The organism is Coleofasciculus chthonoplastes PCC 7420, from assembly GCF_000155555.1.
Taxonomy (GTDB): Bacteria; Cyanobacteriota; Cyanobacteriia; order Cyanobacteriales; family Coleofasciculaceae; genus Coleofasciculus; species Coleofasciculus chthonoplastes_A.
Genome location: NZ_DS989865.1, coordinates 47529 through 63320 on the forward strand (window position 1 = coordinate 47529; position 15792 = coordinate 63320).

General features: G+C 44.8%; 14 protein-coding genes. 9 read left to right on the top strand and 5 right to left on the bottom strand.

What is annotated here, in order from left to right:
- Window positions 1-241: 241 nt before the first annotated feature.
- Window positions 242-931 carry a hypothetical protein gene (locus tag MC7420_RS27220; protein ID WP_044210039.1) on the bottom strand — a complete coding sequence of 230 codons (690 nt, stop codon included), beginning with the start codon at window positions 929-931 and terminating at the stop codon, window positions 242-244.
- A 64-nt stretch (window positions 932-995) separates the two neighbouring features.
- On the opposite strand from MC7420_RS27220, the gene hisH reads away from it, so the two are divergent.
- Window positions 996-1631, top strand: coding sequence for an imidazole glycerol phosphate synthase subunit HisH (gene hisH / locus MC7420_RS27225; protein WP_006104534.1), 636 nt, complete (start codon window positions 996-998; stop codon window positions 1629-1631).
- Window positions 1632-1698: 67 nt separating this feature from the next.
- Here the strand turns inward: hisH and MC7420_RS27230 are convergent, their stop codons facing one another.
- Window positions 1699-2466, bottom strand: coding sequence for a carbonic anhydrase (locus tag MC7420_RS27230; RefSeq protein ID WP_006104539.1), 768 nt, complete (start codon window positions 2464-2466; stop codon window positions 1699-1701).
- Between the two features lie 748 nt (window positions 2467-3214).
- Here MC7420_RS27230 and MC7420_RS27235 point away from each other — a divergent pair.
- The 7 genes from MC7420_RS27235 (at window position 3215) to MC7420_RS27265 (ending at window position 11287) form a co-directional block, all read left to right on the top strand.
- Window positions 3215-4075: a prohibitin family protein gene (locus MC7420_RS27235; protein ID WP_006104605.1), complete on the top strand. Its 861-nt coding sequence runs from the start codon at window positions 3215-3217 to the stop codon at window positions 4073-4075.
- A gap of 300 nt (window positions 4076-4375) precedes the next feature.
- Window positions 4376-5818: a cytochrome ubiquinol oxidase subunit I gene (locus MC7420_RS27240; RefSeq protein WP_006104650.1), complete on the top strand. Its 1443-nt coding sequence runs from the start codon at window positions 4376-4378 to the stop codon at window positions 5816-5818.
- An 8-nt stretch (window positions 5819-5826) separates the two neighbouring features.
- On the top strand, window positions 5827-6840 hold the full coding sequence (gene cydB, locus MC7420_RS27245) for a cytochrome d ubiquinol oxidase subunit II (RefSeq protein ID WP_006104577.1): 1014 nt from the start codon (window positions 5827-5829) through the stop codon (window positions 6838-6840).
- Between the two features lie 307 nt (window positions 6841-7147).
- Entirely contained in the window at window positions 7148-7456 is a 309-nt protein-coding gene (locus tag MC7420_RS27250; RefSeq protein ID WP_006104612.1) for a hypothetical protein, read from the top strand.
- Between the two features lie 141 nt (window positions 7457-7597).
- Window positions 7598-8224, top strand: a complete 627-nt coding sequence (locus MC7420_RS35740) for a hypothetical protein (protein WP_006104659.1) — start codon at window positions 7598-7600, stop codon at window positions 8222-8224.
- A gap of 82 nt (window positions 8225-8306) precedes the next feature.
- Window positions 8307-8849, top strand: coding sequence for a hypothetical protein (locus tag MC7420_RS27260; protein ID WP_006104594.1), 543 nt, complete (start codon window positions 8307-8309; stop codon window positions 8847-8849).
- A 128-nt stretch (window positions 8850-8977) separates the two neighbouring features.
- A complete protein-coding gene (locus MC7420_RS27265) occupies window positions 8978-11287 on the top strand; it encodes a pentapeptide repeat-containing protein (protein WP_006104653.1) in 2310 nt (769 codons plus the stop codon).
- Between the two features lie 348 nt (window positions 11288-11635).
- Here MC7420_RS27265 and MC7420_RS27270 read toward each other — a convergent pair whose 3' ends face one another.
- The gene (locus MC7420_RS27270) at window positions 11636-12691 is read right to left on the bottom strand and encodes a YheT family hydrolase (protein ID WP_006104649.1); all 1056 of its coding nucleotides are present in this window, start codon (window positions 12689-12691) and stop codon (window positions 11636-11638) included.
- 69 nt (window positions 12692-12760) lie between these two features.
- On the opposite strand from MC7420_RS27270, the gene MC7420_RS27275 reads away from it, so the two are divergent.
- Entirely contained in the window at window positions 12761-13867 is a 1107-nt protein-coding gene (locus MC7420_RS27275; RefSeq protein ID WP_006104565.1) for a TRAP transporter substrate-binding protein, read from the top strand.
- Between the two features lie 302 nt (window positions 13868-14169).
- Here the strand turns inward: MC7420_RS27275 and MC7420_RS27280 are convergent, their stop codons facing one another.
- Together MC7420_RS27280 and MC7420_RS27285 are read right to left on the bottom strand one after the other, a co-directional pair.
- Window positions 14170-14922 (bottom strand): hypothetical protein, encoded by a 753-nt coding sequence (locus tag MC7420_RS27280; protein WP_006104588.1) that lies wholly within the window; start codon window positions 14920-14922, stop codon window positions 14170-14172.
- A gap of 45 nt (window positions 14923-14967) precedes the next feature.
- Window positions 14968-15768: a hypothetical protein gene (locus MC7420_RS27285; RefSeq protein WP_006104643.1), complete on the bottom strand. Its 801-nt coding sequence runs from the start codon at window positions 15766-15768 to the stop codon at window positions 14968-14970.
- Between the last annotated feature and the right edge of the window lie 24 nt (window positions 15769-15792).

A 15792-nucleotide genomic window follows, 5' to 3' on the forward strand; every position in this document is an offset into this window, starting at 1 on the left:
GCGACATTCCTGTTAGGGTATTTGCTTTTTCGTCTAGTGCAAATAGAAATGACTGAACAGCTAACATCTTCCCCAGCTTCCCAGACACGCCATGGCGCGTCTCTACATTGCGTCCTATCTACAAAGCTGTTCAAGTATTTCCGCTGCGCTGTGCAGGGGTTAGTCGGTTGGGTTGAGCGAAGTCGAAACCCAACCTAAAAAAACTCCATTAAAGCAGAAGGAATCAATATTGCCTTTGTCTCTAAGCCGCAGTCGTTGCGTCTCGTCTTCGGCTTTGGTGCTGAAGGTTTGACCAAAGGGCGATTCGGGAAATAATTAGGCGAAAGTCAGTCAAAATTGTGGCTAGATTTTCGGGGGTTAGTACGGGAACGTGGACAAAGATGCAGCCCGTTGTTGGGGAATAATCCTGAAAATAGCGTAATAGCTGATAATAGAGTCCTTCACAGACAAATTTCCCCGCGTCATGACTAATCTCAGTTTCAGTTAATCCCTCGACTAATTTCTCTAAGTCTACAGCAGTTTTGAGCAATTGAGTCTCGAAAGATGTCTCATTGCCAAAGAAAGCGGGAAGACAATAGGACAACCCTTTCAGGCTTAAAATTGGTTGAAGAAGTAGATAATAAATGAACCAATACACTTGAGCAACAAGGTATCGAGGCGTTGCTCCAGCTTCTACAGTTAATCGGGAACGGGATTCCGCCATACCGCAACAGATCACCACATCCGGTTGCAGGTGTTCAATTTTCGCGATCGCTAAATCGCTGGCGGGAAATACGTCCACGGGTAGCTGTCTCAGGAAGGTTAACGATATGGTTTGATCCGGGAAGGAGTCATTCTCAGCTTGGAGTTTGAGGAGTAAATCATCGGACGCATTGGATTTCTGATGAGGTAACCAGGTTTGAAAGGATGTCAAAAGGATAGTTGTTGACATTATCGATTAGCACCGAACTCATTAAAATAAAGATTTAACCACAAAAATAACGAGGAATCGGTTCATGCCAATCATTGCGGTGGTTGATTACGATATGGGTAACTTGCACTCGGCTTGTAAAGGGTTAGAGAATGCAGGTGCAACAACCAAGATAACGGATGTCGCGGCTGAGATTGAACAGGCGGATGCGGTGGTACTACCGGGAGTGGGTTCCTTTGATCCGGCTGTACAGCATTTGCGATCGCGCGGACTTGAGGAACCAATTAAACGGGTAATTGCCAGTGGTAAACCGTTCCTGGGTATCTGTTTGGGGTTACAAATTCTGTTTGAGGGTTCAGAAGAAGGAAAAGAACCCGGATTAGGGATTATCCCTGGAAAAGTGCGGCGATTTCAGCCAGAACCGGATATCCGTATTCCGCACATGGGGTGGAACCACTTGGAGTTCACTCAACCCGATTGTCCCTTGTGGATGCAGTTATCGGAGAACCCGCAAGTTTATTTTGTCCATTCCTACTACGTTGAACCCGTTGATCCGGCGATTCGCGCCGCTACAGTAACCCATGGATCACAACAGATCACGGCTGCGATCGCGCGGGGTAATATGATGGCAGTTCAGTTCCATCCCGAAAAATCATCCACCGCAGGCTTACAAATTCTATCGAACTTTGTTACTCTCCTGAAAACTCCTGTATCCGTCTAAGATTGGGGAACAGGTAACAGATGGAAATGAGGAATATGGGGATGTAGAGACGTTGCATGCAACGTCTCTACATCTCTTTGGTTTTTATAACTCGTTTATTCAGAGGTTGGACAGGTCGAGCATTACCGCTATAAACCGACTGAAACTTAGCTAGCTGCTGGGATGATATCTCAATGGGCTGTTTCAAAACATACCAATTCACCCCTTCGGTACAAGGTGGGGTAGTTAATGAGCCTGTGTAATGATAAAAAGACTTATCTTTTGGCGGTAAAGCACTGGCATTAACCGTCACACCTCGAACGATTCGCTCTCCTTTCTGGGTTGGTATATTCGCCCATAATGTTTCAATAAATGGATTATATTGACCTTCTTTCAGGAAAACCCCAATGACCGCCAATTGTCCATCCTGACTTTTGTGAACCAGATGGGCTTCCATGGGATAGTCTCCGCCCTTAATCGTGTGTTCGCTGGGAGCATGGAAATGAAACTGGAGAAGTTCATACCGCTTACCCTCAATTTTGATAGAACTCCCAGCTTTGTAGGCAACTTCAATGGCATGACCATTATTAATGACTTTATAGGGTGTATATTTATAGGTAAATTCCAGAGAGTCAGCGCTAGAGGCTGACATATCGTTCAGGTCAATAGGAGACTGAGTTTTGCCGAGTTTACACGTTTCAAATTCCGGACTTAAATCTCCCCACTTTTCCGGTGATTCATCGCCACTATACCCCCAGTCAACCGAATGGGTATTACTTGATTTAACGTTCGGCGCGATGATTAAACAAGACGCCAAAAGAACAAAGACAATAAATGTAAAGGTACTGTTTTTCATGGCACTTTTTCACTTTTACAGCCAATATACATATCTCTATCTATTTTAATAGCATTAATCAGAATTAGTTGAACCAGACAATTCATAAATGTTATAAATCATTTTATGGTTTGTTGAGATAGATTGAGATATATTTCTGCAAAAATTTGTATTTCCCGCTATCCCCCTACGAGGGGGGAAGAGAAAGGATGCTTCGCTTTTGTGGCAGGGGGGAGGATCTCACAAGGGTAGGTTTTTTAAGATGGGGGTTTAGGCTAGACTTGGAAGACAGGTAGACCATCACTTCGACTTCGCTCAGCGACCGTAGACAAGGAAGAGTGAGAACGAAAAATAGGGCGTTTCGGCTTTTAGAAGTTAGTTTGACCGAACCGAATTCTGTACGGTTTTTCCCCCTTGTCTTCTTTCCTTCCTTGTCCTCCTTGTCTTGTCCCAACCATAAAATAAAAAACCTACACCTGTCAGGGGGGGAGGATAGAGGATGCGAGAGTTCTTGTTGCACGGAAGGGGGAGAATTCAAAGCCTCTCTCCTTGTAGGAGAGAGGTTTGGAGAGAGGTTTTCCAGATCCCGTGAAAAGTAAGCTCACCCCATCACCCCATCACCCCATCACCCCCACCTCCCAGACGTAGCCTGCTACGTCTGGAACAAACTCCCCCAGCTTCCCTATCTTCCCGTTATCGCCGCAATTGAGTCTGAACATTGGTAGGCTGTAAAGAGTCGCCAATGGCGTTTAAGTAAGGAGAGTAAACGTTGAAGTATCAGAATTCACAGAATTGGCAAGCTTTAGTGGGAGGGATTATCGCAGCAGCCTTGATTCTCCTTAGCTTTAGCTCCTTTGTGATCATCAACCCAGGTCAAGCCGGAGTCATCAGCATCTTGGGTAAAGCCAGAGATGGAGCCTTACTAGAGGGAATCCACATCAAGCCCCCCTTAATTTCAGTGGTGGATGTATATGATGTGACTGTGCAAAAATTTGAAGTTCCCGCCCAGAGTTCCACTAAGGATCTTCAGGATCTCTCGGCTAGCTTCGCGATCAACTTCCGCCTTGATCCCACACAGGTGGTTACGATCCGACGGACACAAGGCACATTACAGAATATCGTCTCGAAAATTATCGCCCCTCAAACTCAGGAATCGTTCAAAGTTGCAGCGGCTCGGCGAACGGTAGAAGAAGCCATCACCAAACGGACTGAACTAAAGCAGGACTTTGATAATGCTTTGAATGAACGGTTGGAAAAGTATGGCATCATCGTCCTGGATACCAGTGTGGTTGACCTAAACTTCTCGCCAGAGTTCTCCAGGGCGGTTGAGGAAAAACAAATCGCTGAACAACGGGCGCAACGTGCTGTTTACGTTGCCCGGGAAGCCGAACAACAAGCCCAAGCGGACATTAATCGCGCTAAGGGTAGAGCCGAAGCCCAACGACTGCTGGCGGAAACCGTGAGAGAGCAAGGCGGACCACTGGTTCTGCAAAAAGAAGCGATTGAAGCCTGGAAACAAGGTGGGGCGCAAATGCCGAAAGTTTTGGTCATGAGTGGTGATTCCAATAGTAGTGTGCCATTCCTATTTAACTTAGGGGATGTGGCACAGGAACCGACGCTATCGCGGTGATGAAACGAAACCCTGTGGTTATCCTGTAGGGGCGACCCGCTTAGCCTAATTAACAACCTGTAGGGGCGACCCGCTTAGCCTAATTAACAACTCCAGTCCACTTAATTGGCTTGGGTCGCCCTCGACTTAATTGGCTTGGGTCGCCCTTAAGTCTCGTTCCCCGTCTAAAAAAAGAATGCCCTTGGGGAGGATATGCCACTCGTGGTAAAGGTTTCAGCGCGTTAGCATGATAACTAATCGGGTCATGAGCCTGATCGCAGGTTTTCTAGTCCATGTTCAGGTCTTATGTAACGGAAGGTTATGGAATTTTTGTCTGATACCGTCGTGCTGTCACGTCTGCAATTTGCGGTGACGGCTATTTTTCACATGCTGTGGCCCGTTCTCACCACAGGGATGGGTATTTACCTGGTTATCGTTGAAGGACTATGGCTAAAGACGCACAATCCTGATTATTATTACCATGCTCGCTTCTGGTCGAAGCTGTATGTCCTTAACTTTGGCATTGGTGTCGCCACAGGTGTGCCAATGGAATTTCAGTTTGGTACCAACTGGGCATCCTTTTCCGAGGCGGTTGGTAATTTTTTTGGCAGCATTCTCGGCTTTGAAGCGTCGATGGCGTTCATGCTAGAAGCGGCGTTTTTGGGGATTATGGTGTTTGGTTGGCAGCGTGTTAATCCAATCATGCACTATGTTGCCACTATCCTGGTGGCATTCGGGGCGAATTTATCCACGTTCTGGATATTAGCGGCTAATTCCTGGATGCAAACCCCAGCCGGGGGAGAATTTGTCGATGGCAAGTTTATCGTCAGTGATTATTTTCAGGCAATTTTTAATCCCTTCATGATGAACAGCGTTCTGCACATGTTCTTTGGCACTCTGGAGACATCGCTGTTTGTGATTGGTGGAATTAGCGCTTGGTACATTCTCAACAAACGCCATTCTGCCTTCTTTTCTAAGGCGTTGAAAATTGTTTTAGCGGTTGCGATCGCAGTCGCCCCCTTACAGATCTATATTGGACATTTAAGTGGCGAACAAGTGTATCATCATCAGCCGTCTAAATTAGCGGCGATGGAGGCGCAGTGGGAAACCATACCCGCCGGAGTTGCCGCAGATTGGAGTCTTCTGGCATTTCCCAATGAAACCGCCGAACAAAATGATTGGGAAATTAAAGTTCCCAATGCTTTGGGATATATCCTGGAATTCAAAAAAGAATTACCAGAACCCGTATTGGGATTGAAGGAGTGGAAACCCGAAGATCGACCCCATCTGTTAGGGTTAATCTACTATTCTTTCCGGATTATGATTGCCATTGGTTTCTTCTTCGCCGGATTAATGCTGGTGAGTGTACTGCAATGGCTACGGGGTAAGCTGTCGCCGGAAAACATTACCCAGCAGCGTTGGCTTTTGGTTGCTTGGATTTTTGCCGCACCCCTCGGTTATATTGCGGTTGAATCCGGCTGGATTGTCCGCTGTGTGGGACGACAACCCTGGACAGTGTATGGGCAGATCCGCACTGTAGACGCTGTGTCTAATATTCCAGCCAGTAATGTGTTAACCTCGTTACTCAGTTTCAGTGGGGTTTATACCCTATTATTTTGTGCCGCTTTATTTTTCGGGAGCCGAATTATCCGCCGAGGTCCTAATTTCAACCTCCCTTTACCGAGTTCTGAAACTCAAGCAGGAGTCAACACTGATCCGGGACAATTTATTCCCGATGAACGTCCCCTAGAAACGCAACAGTAGGAGGTTGTATGGAAACATTATCCTATTTTCTTCCCCAAGTTTGGTTTGCCATTTTAGCCTTGTTTCTCTTCCTCTACGTGATGCTAGATGGATTTGATTTAGGGGTGGGTATTTTATCCCTGACTTCTTCAACTGAGGAACGTCGGGGTATTTTAATGACCAGTTTGGGTAATGTTTGGGATGCCAACGAAACCTGGCTGGTGATTATGGGAGGGGGTTTGTTTGGGGCATTTCCTTTAGCCTACAGCACAATTTTAACTGCCTTGTACATCCCCATTTTCTTGATGATCTTTGGGTTTATCTTTCGGGCGGTGGCGTTTGAGTTTCGTGAACAAGCGGATCGTAAGTTCTTCTGGAATTTAGCCTTTGGTGTCGGCAGTTTTAGCGCTGCACTGGGTCAAGGATTTGCGTTGGGTGCTGTACTATCGGGGATTACGGTTGATCAAGCGGGTCATTTTATTGGCGACACTTGGGATTGGCTCACCTGGCAATCTGTTGTTGTGGCGTTAACGTTAATTCAAGGGTATGTGTTGATTGGCTCAACCTATTTGGTTTTGAAAACAGAGGGAGAATTACAAACCACCCATTACAAAACGGCTAAAATTGCCGCAATCACCACGCTAATTGGTGCGATTGTAATTACGATTGCCACACCCATATTTTATGAATATGCGCGATCGCGTCTTTTTTCTCAACCCCAAGTTTATATCTTCGCGGCTATCCCGCTCCTGGGAATTACGCTGATTTGGCTACTCTGGAGAAGTCTGAATCGACAGGAAGAGAGAACGCCATTAATTTGGACGATTCTCCTGTTTTTACTGACATTTATTGGGTTAGCCTTGGTTGTGTTTCCCTACATTATCCCCACTCAGATCACCATTTATGAGGCGGCGGCTGACCCCAGTGCGCTGGTGTTCATGATCATCTTTATCGGTGTTCTGATTCCGATTATGTTGGCATACAACATCTATCAATACATCGTGTTTCGAGGGAAGGTTAGGGGTGAACATTCTGGAACTTAGCAGAGCTAATTTTTTACAATAAGTCTGCCTAACTCCATAATGGAACAGAAGAAAATCTGCGTAGGGGCGACCCGCTTGCATCAATGAACTATCCAAGTCCACTCAATTTGATTGGGTCGCCCTTTACTTACGGATACGTTTTGAACAAAAAATTAAATAATATTATGTCCGGTTGTGTCGTTCGTCTATCCTACCTGTAGGTATTGGGACAAAAACCTTACCATTTTACCCTTCTATGCTTTTACCACTATCCACAACTGATGCTACCGAACATAATATAACCTATTAACCTTTAAAACAACAGTCAATGTTTCCTAGTTTTCAAGCTGAAACAGTATGGAAAATTCAGCGGTTAGGACGCACCTATTCCGTCTGTTTAACTCAAGAGGGGACAAACTTTACCGGACATTATGTAGATATCGATAATCCCAGTACGTTTAACGGAGAAGTAGTAACAGGGCGAGGAATTACCCTAATTTATTTCATCCAAGAAACCCCAGGAAACGGCTACTATGCAGTTCATGCGGGAAGATTAACTCAACCCGATCGCTTTGATGGACATTGGTACGATACGGCGAGGAATGTAGGACAGTTTACCCTCAGCCGTTCAGAGTGATGAGCTGATGCGATCGCGAAATTATGTAATTGCCTTGACGTTCAATTTCCGTGTCGTTATCCTAAATAGTACAAAAGTATTATCGTGAGAGTACCAGTTCTGTACACCTTTTCCTAACTACACCGACAACAATTGTAACCGATGACAGCCAATTCCAATCAACCCAATCCCAATGACGCCGTTTTAGGCGGACAAGGTTTCCCATTAAATTCTGGTGTGCTGGGTGGCTTAGAGGGAGTTAAACAACGTTTGACGAGTGAGTCTGAAGAAATCAGAATGGCGGCTTTAGACGAGGCGCTCAACTATGGTCAGCCTGGGAAAGACGTGCTACGCCAAGTGGTAAAAACTGAGACAGGTGATTTACAGTTAATAGCCTATAATTTACTCTCTCAACAGGTTAATGAGAAAGAGAAACAAGAATTACAAAATTATTTGTCTCCAGAATTACAAATTGATCTCAAGTTTGACCTTGAAATTGACACGAAAGAATTAGGGGAAGCGATTGAGCGAGCCGTCAATCGAGCGTTAGGGCGTCGAGAAATAGCCAGTGCCGATAGTCACGGTATTCTTTTAGCAGGCACAGCACCAATGCCTCCTCTAGCAGGCACAGCATTGGCTCCTCCGGAAACAGCGGGTGTAATATCTGTAGACCAAGTTAATGATCAGGCGGGGAATAACTCTAAAGCTGAGATAGCTAACGATCCACCGACTAAAACGTTAGGTTTACTGAGACAATGGTTGAAAAATAAAATGAATCGACAGCGTTAATTCAATCAAATATTTGCTTCCCAAAATTAAACCCCGTTGTCTCATCGTTAAATTCCAAATAAATTCTCATTCTTTAAGGGAAATGGCTAATTCAAGAAAAGATAGAACACAGCCGAGTCAGGCAACACCAATGCCGTCAGAAATGGCACATCCCAAAGACAGTAAATCTTCACTCTGTCCTAGCTCTCCCCCTGATACTCAGGATAGCGTTGTCTTCGGTATAGTAGGTGGCACTGTTGACAGTCCACAAGTAGCATATTTGCGGGAACCTCAGCCAATAACGGATGAATTACTAGCATTATCTGAACCCGTTGATCCAACCGAAGTCTATCGAATCGCTGCTTCTTGCTGGGAACGCGGGTGTCAACATTTTGATGGACATCAATGCCATCTTATTCAACAAATTGTCGAAGGATTACCGACAGTGGTGAAAGACTTACCACCCTGTCGCATCCGTCAAGATTGCCGATGGTGGCAACAGGAAGGAAAAGCTGCCTGTCTGCGTTGTCCTCAAATTGTTCGCACGAATTATAGTATGTCTGAAACCGTTAAAAAAGTCATTAAACCACACCTCGATCGCGAAATTATAGCGCTACGCGAAGCGGAAATAGGGAATGGGGAATAGGGAATGGGAAAATGTAGAGACTTAACATACTACGTCTCTACGTGATCAAGGGATTGACCCTTCGACTTGACGTTCAATTTCCACGTCGTTATCCTAAATAGTACAAAAGTATTATCAACGAGACCACCATGAGTGATTCCGGACAACCTCCACGTCGTCGCAGACGGCGAAATAGTGCATTTGACGACGAATCGAATCATCCCGATCAATCGACACAGCCGCAACACCAAGGTCAATTAACCCGAACCGAACGCCAAGAAATTGTTGATCTTCTGCGTCAAGAAAGTGCTGATAATTTCCTGAAACGAGCCAGAGAAATTGGACTAAACCCTAAAACTGACTTTGCTGAACTTAATTTATCGGGAGTCAATCTAAGTTCTGCTAGTCTGCAAGGTGCTGATTTAACTGGGGTCAATTTATCTCAAGCTAACTTGAGTAATGCTCACCTGAATCACGCTAAATTAACTAACGCCAATTTACAACAGGCGAATCTACAACGAAGCGGTATGTCTTCCGTCGATCTAAGCGGTGCTAATTTGAAAGAGGCAAACCTGAGTAATGCTAACCTCAGTCATGCTAATTTAAGTCAGACAAATCTACAACAGGCTGATTTAAGCAACGCTAATCTCAACGATGCTAATTTAAATCATGCCAACTTAGAAGAAGCGAATTTAGAAAATGCCAATTTAGCCGCCATTAAACTGCAAGGAGCTAAGTGCGATCGCGCTAATTTTCAAGGGGTTCGATTTTATGATCAATCCAAATATCCACATCATCAGACTTACAATCTGAGCCAGATTAGTTTCAAGGGGGCGAATTTTGCGAATACGTCTTTGGCTGGACTAACTGGAATAAATTTGAGCAACTCTGACCTCAGTCATGCCAATCTGAATCAGGCTAATCTCAGTGGGGCTAATCTGACTAATGCTAATTTAGAAGGGGCAAATTTAGAAAATGCTAATCTAGCTAAAATTAAACTGCAAGGAGCTAAGTGCGATCGCGCCAATTTTCAAGGGGTTCGCTTCTATTACGAACATCAATACAAAGCTTGGGATTTAAGCCAGATTAGTTTCAAGGGGGCGAATTTTGCGAACACTTCTTTATCTAAACTAAACTTTAGCCATTCCGATCTCAGTCATGCCAATTTTCAGCAAGCACAATTAACTCAGATCGATCTGAATTATGCAAACTTAAAAGGAACCAATTTCCAGGGAGTAACCCTCAATCAAGTCACTCTAAAAGGAGCAATCATTGATGAACAAACCCAAATGGCTGCCAGTTGGCGCAAGGTTATAGCTGTTCTCAATCAAACCCATGAGGATTTAGAGTTACAAAATCTTGACCTCAGTCGCCAGGATTTGTCAGAATTTAACCTAGCGGGGGCTAACTTGAGTCATGCTGACTTGACATCGGTAAATTTGGAAAATGCCAACCTCAAAGGTGCTAATTTAACGGGAGTCGATTTGAGTAAGGCAAACCTTCTTGGAACTCAGATTGATGAAACAACGAATCTTGACCCAATGTGGCGCAGGGCTTGGGCTGCTGTTAATTCTCCTCTAGACGCAGAATCCTCAAATTATCTGATCAGGGAAGTAATGCCAGCCATTCTAGAACGTTATCGCGATCGCATTGAAGCCACAATTAAGCCATATTTGGCACTGAAGTTAATCCCTAATCAAAACCTAACCTGGTGGCAAAGTAAATTTGCAGGTTGGCAAAACAGGAAAGGCGGGTTCCCCTATTTGCCCAAAGGAGTTGACTATCCCAAAACTCCAGATGGAAACTATCTGCATCTATTAGCACAAATTAATTTTGCTGAAGTCCCCCATCTGGAAGGCTTTCCCAAACAAGGTATTTTGCAATTCTACATTGCTGATGACGAGTCTTGTGGTCTTAATAAGAATTTTGGTATTCCCTATTCAGAAGCTGCCTTTGAGCAAAATCGTTTTCGTCTTCTGTACCATAGGAAACTTAACTTGAACGAAAACCACCTAACAACCGATTTTAGTTTTCTGCCCGAAAAGGATGATCATTCTCATCTGAGAGAAATCTATCCGAGTGAATGTTCAGCGATTCAATGGGCTAAAGGATATGAACCTATTTCCCTAGACAATTATGATTCTTACCCCCGTCTTCTGCCTGAAGTATGTAATGATGATGAATGGATTGAGGATGAAATACATGTAGATGATTTACGCGAGGAATTCGATGAAGCTTGTGGGTGGAGATTTCAGGGAGCAAACTGTGATATTCAGATGGGCGGACACACCTGCTTTTTTAGTGACGATCCCCGTGATTACCTGGATTCAAACGAAGACCCTTTTGACACACTGCTATTGAAGATTCGGCTTGTAGAAGATGGCTCGCTTTTTTTCTATATTCAAAGTTCAGCTTTAGCCAGATGTGATTTCTCAAAAATCCTGTATGCTATGGCTTGAAGAGAAATCCTTGATCAGGTACAGTCTCTAAGCTGAAGCAAGTAGGTTGGGTTTAGGAACGAAACCCAACAACATAGTTAGGGCTTGCTGCATGAGTGTGCAATACTAAACAAGGGTTTCAAACTATTTTTTGACTCAAGGGGATCGACAATGTACCGCATAGCCGAGCAAACTGCTGTATTCAGCAGCCCCTAGTTAGCCTGTTGGGTTTCGCTGACGCTCTACCCAACCTACGAGTAAATTTATTTATAGCAACCGCCATAACGGTTAGGACATATCATTTATGTAGAGACGCGCCATGGCGCGTCTCTACAATGGTGCCGAAAGTCCTAATCGATGTGTCTACTGCTATCTAGATGAATCGCACCATTCCAGAACTCGATTCCACGCCCACCAGCAGTCCGGATCATGATAGTTACGCTGACAAGCACGAGAACTAATATAACCGACATGACCTCCCTGTTTTGTCACTCTTAAATCAATCGCTGGATTATCCGCACAAATCCCTTGTAAGTCAGGAATAATTGTCGGGTCAAACATCGGATCATCGGCGGCATAAAGAATCAGCGTCGGTTTGTTTAAATTAGGTAAAATATACAGCGCACTCGTAGCATCATAATACTCGTCCACCGAGGAAAACCCTAATCGCTTAATCACTAGCTCATGATCAAATCCCCAAATACTGTTTGCCCGTTCAACCGCTTCTGGATCAATGTCTTGGGGATGAGCCTGATAGAGACGCCATGCAAGTTTTTTCAAAGTTCGGGCGACAGATTGTTCTAAATACCGCCCCAATGGATGGTTTAACAGATACGTCAGAGAACGGTGAGAATCCAGACTGGGACAAATAACCGCACCACCGCCAATCTCTGACTCATTTAATCCTACCGCCTCGGAATGAGCGATCGCTTGAGCTGATTTAATCCCCCAAAGCGCTAATTGTCCGCCGAGTGAATAGCCTGTAAACCAAAACGGGGCGGGACATCCCATGGCTTTTGCTTGCGCTGCAATCAGGACAAAATCATCACCCTCGTACAAACCATCGGAGGTTAAGGTTGGTGACAACAACGCTGTTTTTCCATGGGCTCGCCAGTCGAATAGCACCACCGCATACCCTTGAGCAAAGGCTTTACGCCCCAGCAGTCTCAGATACCATTGGTTATCCAAATCCCCAGTAATGCCATAAGTTCCCACAATTGTCCCCTTAGCACGTTCGGGAATGGCGACAATCCCAAAAATCGGTACATTTTGAGCGCCGCGAAAAATTTTCTCCTGATAGGAGGGTTCTGGGAAAGGAACCATCGCTTCCCAATCACGGGAGGCTCTAAACGCCAGGTGCAGGGTCATCGCCAGACCATTATTTAACCACCATGGGGAATGAAAGTGTTTTTTGTCATTCGTCATTTGTCATTCGTCGATTGTTTTTTCATGATTTATGATTAAGATTAATAATTTAAAAGATATAGCTAGATTATGAAACGTCGAAATATTTTAAAGTATACAACAATCGGTGCGGCTGGGGCTAGTCTCAACGCCTGCCGTAAAAAAATACCTCAACCCCCATCAAAACCTGCTCAACCGATCATTAATTGGCGCATGGCAACAAGCTGGGATCGCTATTTTGAAATCTTGTTTGAGGGCGTTGAAACATTATGTCGCTCCGTTAGCACGATGACGGAGGGGCGCTTTACGATTACCCCCTATCCGGGTGGTGATTTAGCCCCACCTCTGGAAGTGTTTGATGCGGTGTCCACCGGAACTGTTGAATGCTGTCACACGAATACGTTCTACTCCTTCCAGAAAAGTCCTGCCCTCGCCTTTGGCACTACCCTTCCTTTTGGTTTAAATGCTCAACAGCAAAATGCTTGGCTCTACAAAGGGAAAGGATTAGACACGTTACAAAATATATTTTCTGAGTTTAATCTTATCGGATTTCCTGCTGGCAATTCAGGGACGCAAATGGGGGGATGGTTTCGGCGAGAAATTAATACAGTTGCGGATTTAAAGAACCTGAGAATGCGGCTTCCTGGGTTGGGCGGGCAAATTATGAGCCGTTTGGGTGTCAATGTTGTAACGATCGCAGGTCAAGATATCGTACCTGCTTTGTTAGAAGGAAGCATCGATGCGGTGGAATGGATTGGTCCTTATGACGATGATACCCTAGGACTACAGAGAGCCGCCCCTTACTACTATTATCCAGGATGGTGGGAACCCGGAACAACGTACATGGTGCTAGTAAATCAGGCGGAGTGGAACAAACTTCCCTCCGATTATCAAGCCATTTTCCAAACAGCGGCGGCTGAAGCCAATTTAAAAACGTTAGCTCGATATAATGCCGTTAATGGTGAAATCTTGGAGCGATTTATTTTAGGAGGAACAAAGTTAATGCCCTTTAGCCCAGAGATTTTAGACACCGCTCGGAAAACAGCATTTGAACTCTATGAGGAAATCGCGAGTCGGGATGCTACATTCCGAGACGTTTACAGTCAATGGCAAGCTTTTAGGGAGCAGCTTTTTGAATGGAATCGAGTCAGTACGTTGAGTTTCACGGATTTTGCGTACACAACTGTTGATAATTAGGGCTTGCTGCACAAAGCCAAAACCGCAAAGCCCATCAATACTTTGAGATTTATTGACAGAGGGTTTTATTCAAGGAAATCGAGTAGTATTCTTCATAAGTATGGCATCACCTTGCTCAGGAAAAATGTATCCTTGCTCCTCCAATCTCACCCGTGGAATTGCCTATAAAAAACAACAGCCTCTAGGGATACTGTAGGTTGGGTTGAAGCATGAAACCCAAAATCCACAACGCTTACAGAGAATAACACGATCCTTTCAACAAGATAGGGCGTGGGAAATGGAGAATGGTAACGCTAAGATCATCAAGAAGAAAACAATCGGGTTAAAAGTCGCTTAGCGAAACGCTTGGAGTCTGGTTTGGAAGATAGAAATCCGCCTAAAATTCGCCGGATAATCCATTGGTTTGCTGTTGGACGTAATAAATGAAGTAAGTGTCGAAATCCAAAGAAAAATAATCCAATCATTACCAAAGCAGCGATCAGCATGAAAGGGGTTTTCAGGAAAACTGGGATAAAGGGAATCACTAGCAGCATAGCAATCAGCAACGCCAATCCCAAAGCGAGTCCATTGATTAACCGAGTTAACGGCAAAAATGTACCCAAACGCAACTGACCCATGATTTGTTCAATTAACCAATAATGCGCCGCTGAAATCTGATGGGAAAACTTGGGACGTTCTAGAAAATTGCGCTGGATTTGATGCATAATATCACCATCCATACCAATCACACTTCGCATTAACGCCTCTTGGGAGTTTCCGCGCTGATAGTACGTACAAAAGCTGAGTCCCGATTGCCAACGGTTTTCGTCATCAATGAGAGCGTAATATCGTAAATCTGTGAGTAATTGGCGGGAAAGCTTCAAGGAATCCCCCATCTGTTGAGCCTGTTGAATCTGATGTAAAATTTCTTTATCTAAGGTGAAGCGAACTCCGTGAAACAGAACTTGAGAGCGAGAAATGCGTTCTACCTCAATTTGAATACAAGAGGCGATCGCTAAATTCTGACGTGGAGAAAGCGGGTGAGACGGCGATGCTAAACGAGGATGCTGATTCATAAACGTCAAACCCTGTTTCCTTTTCCCTGCGTGCAGCGCTATACCTTATGACTTATGTAGTGTAGCTTTGATTAGACCAATAATAAACTCCAACAGTCCCCGCCATTGTCGTTCACTGGCGATGACTCCCTCTCGGTGAATTTGCAGAATAACCTCTTTCTGGGGATGGTGAAACAGGGATTGATCATAGCGGTTGATCACATCGCCATCGAGTTGAATCACGGTTTGAGCGCAAATCGTATCCGTGGCGATCATCCGTTGAATCATCTCAACTTGATCGGGTTGTTGAGAGACTAAACGTAGTACCGTCTGATTCCGATCATCCAAAGCGGCTTTGAGTTCCGCCAGTTTACGCAACCCCCGTAAAAAACGACAGTTTCCTAACAGTCGTTGAATAGCAACAATTGTCTCTGGACTTTTCAGATCCAGGGGATTGGGGAGACGAGTGGGAGTACGCTCAAAGTCATGGGTAAAACTGGAGTTATCCTGCTCATACACCGTCGGATCATGAAGTTCCGAGGTTGGATCATTCAACAGCCCCCGATACTCTCGTTCTAGGCTGGTGCGTAACTCCAAGTAGCGATCGCGTAATGACTCGTGGATACCTTGTTGTTCTAAATACCCTGGCGAAATCGGATAAATATCCCGGTAAGCTTCCCAGGCAATAAACTTATGACCACTAATATGATCTACCACTATCGTATTCACTTCCAGCGCCGTGAAGTCGATCAGTGTGTCACCTAACGACTGCAAGAAATGATTGATGTTTCGATCCACACCCGAATTATTGCCTCGGGTTTTGGAGGCGGGTACATCTGAATGCTCTTGTCGATTGCGATTGGTCATCAACCCACACCTTTTTAGAACACC

Bases quoted from the DNA above. Each gene is read 5' to 3' on its own strand.
- MC7420_RS27220 (WP_044210039.1), bottom strand. From the start codon at position 931: ATGTCAACAACTATCCTTTTGACATCCTTTCAAACCTGGTTACCTCAT.
- hisH (WP_006104534.1), top strand. From the start codon at position 996: ATGCCAATCATTGCGGTGGTTGATTACGATATGGGTAACTTGCACTCG.
- MC7420_RS27230 (WP_006104539.1), bottom strand. From the start codon at position 2,466: ATGAAAAACAGTACCTTTACATTTATTGTCTTTGTTCTTTTGGCGTCT.
- MC7420_RS27240 (WP_006104650.1), top strand. From the start codon at position 4,376: ATGGAATTTTTGTCTGATACCGTCGTGCTGTCACGTCTGCAATTTGCG.
- cydB (WP_006104577.1), top strand. From the start codon at position 5,827: ATGGAAACATTATCCTATTTTCTTCCCCAAGTTTGGTTTGCCATTTTA.
- MC7420_RS27250 (WP_006104612.1), top strand. From the start codon at position 7,148: ATGTTTCCTAGTTTTCAAGCTGAAACAGTATGGAAAATTCAGCGGTTA.
- MC7420_RS35740 (WP_006104659.1), top strand. From the start codon at position 7,598: ATGACAGCCAATTCCAATCAACCCAATCCCAATGACGCCGTTTTAGGC.
- MC7420_RS27260 (WP_006104594.1), top strand. From the start codon at position 8,307: ATGGCTAATTCAAGAAAAGATAGAACACAGCCGAGTCAGGCAACACCA.
- MC7420_RS27265 (WP_006104653.1), top strand. From the start codon at position 8,978: ATGAGTGATTCCGGACAACCTCCACGTCGTCGCAGACGGCGAAATAGT.
- MC7420_RS27270 (WP_006104649.1), bottom strand. From the start codon at position 12,691: ATGACGAATGACAAAAAACACTTTCATTCCCCATGGTGGTTAAATAAT.
- MC7420_RS27275 (WP_006104565.1), top strand. From the start codon at position 12,761: ATGAAACGTCGAAATATTTTAAAGTATACAACAATCGGTGCGGCTGGG.
- MC7420_RS27280 (WP_006104588.1), bottom strand. From the start codon at position 14,922: ATGAATCAGCATCCTCGTTTAGCATCGCCGTCTCACCCGCTTTCTCCA.
- MC7420_RS27285 (WP_006104643.1), bottom strand. From the start codon at position 15,768: ATGACCAATCGCAATCGACAAGAGCATTCAGATGTACCCGCCTCCAAA.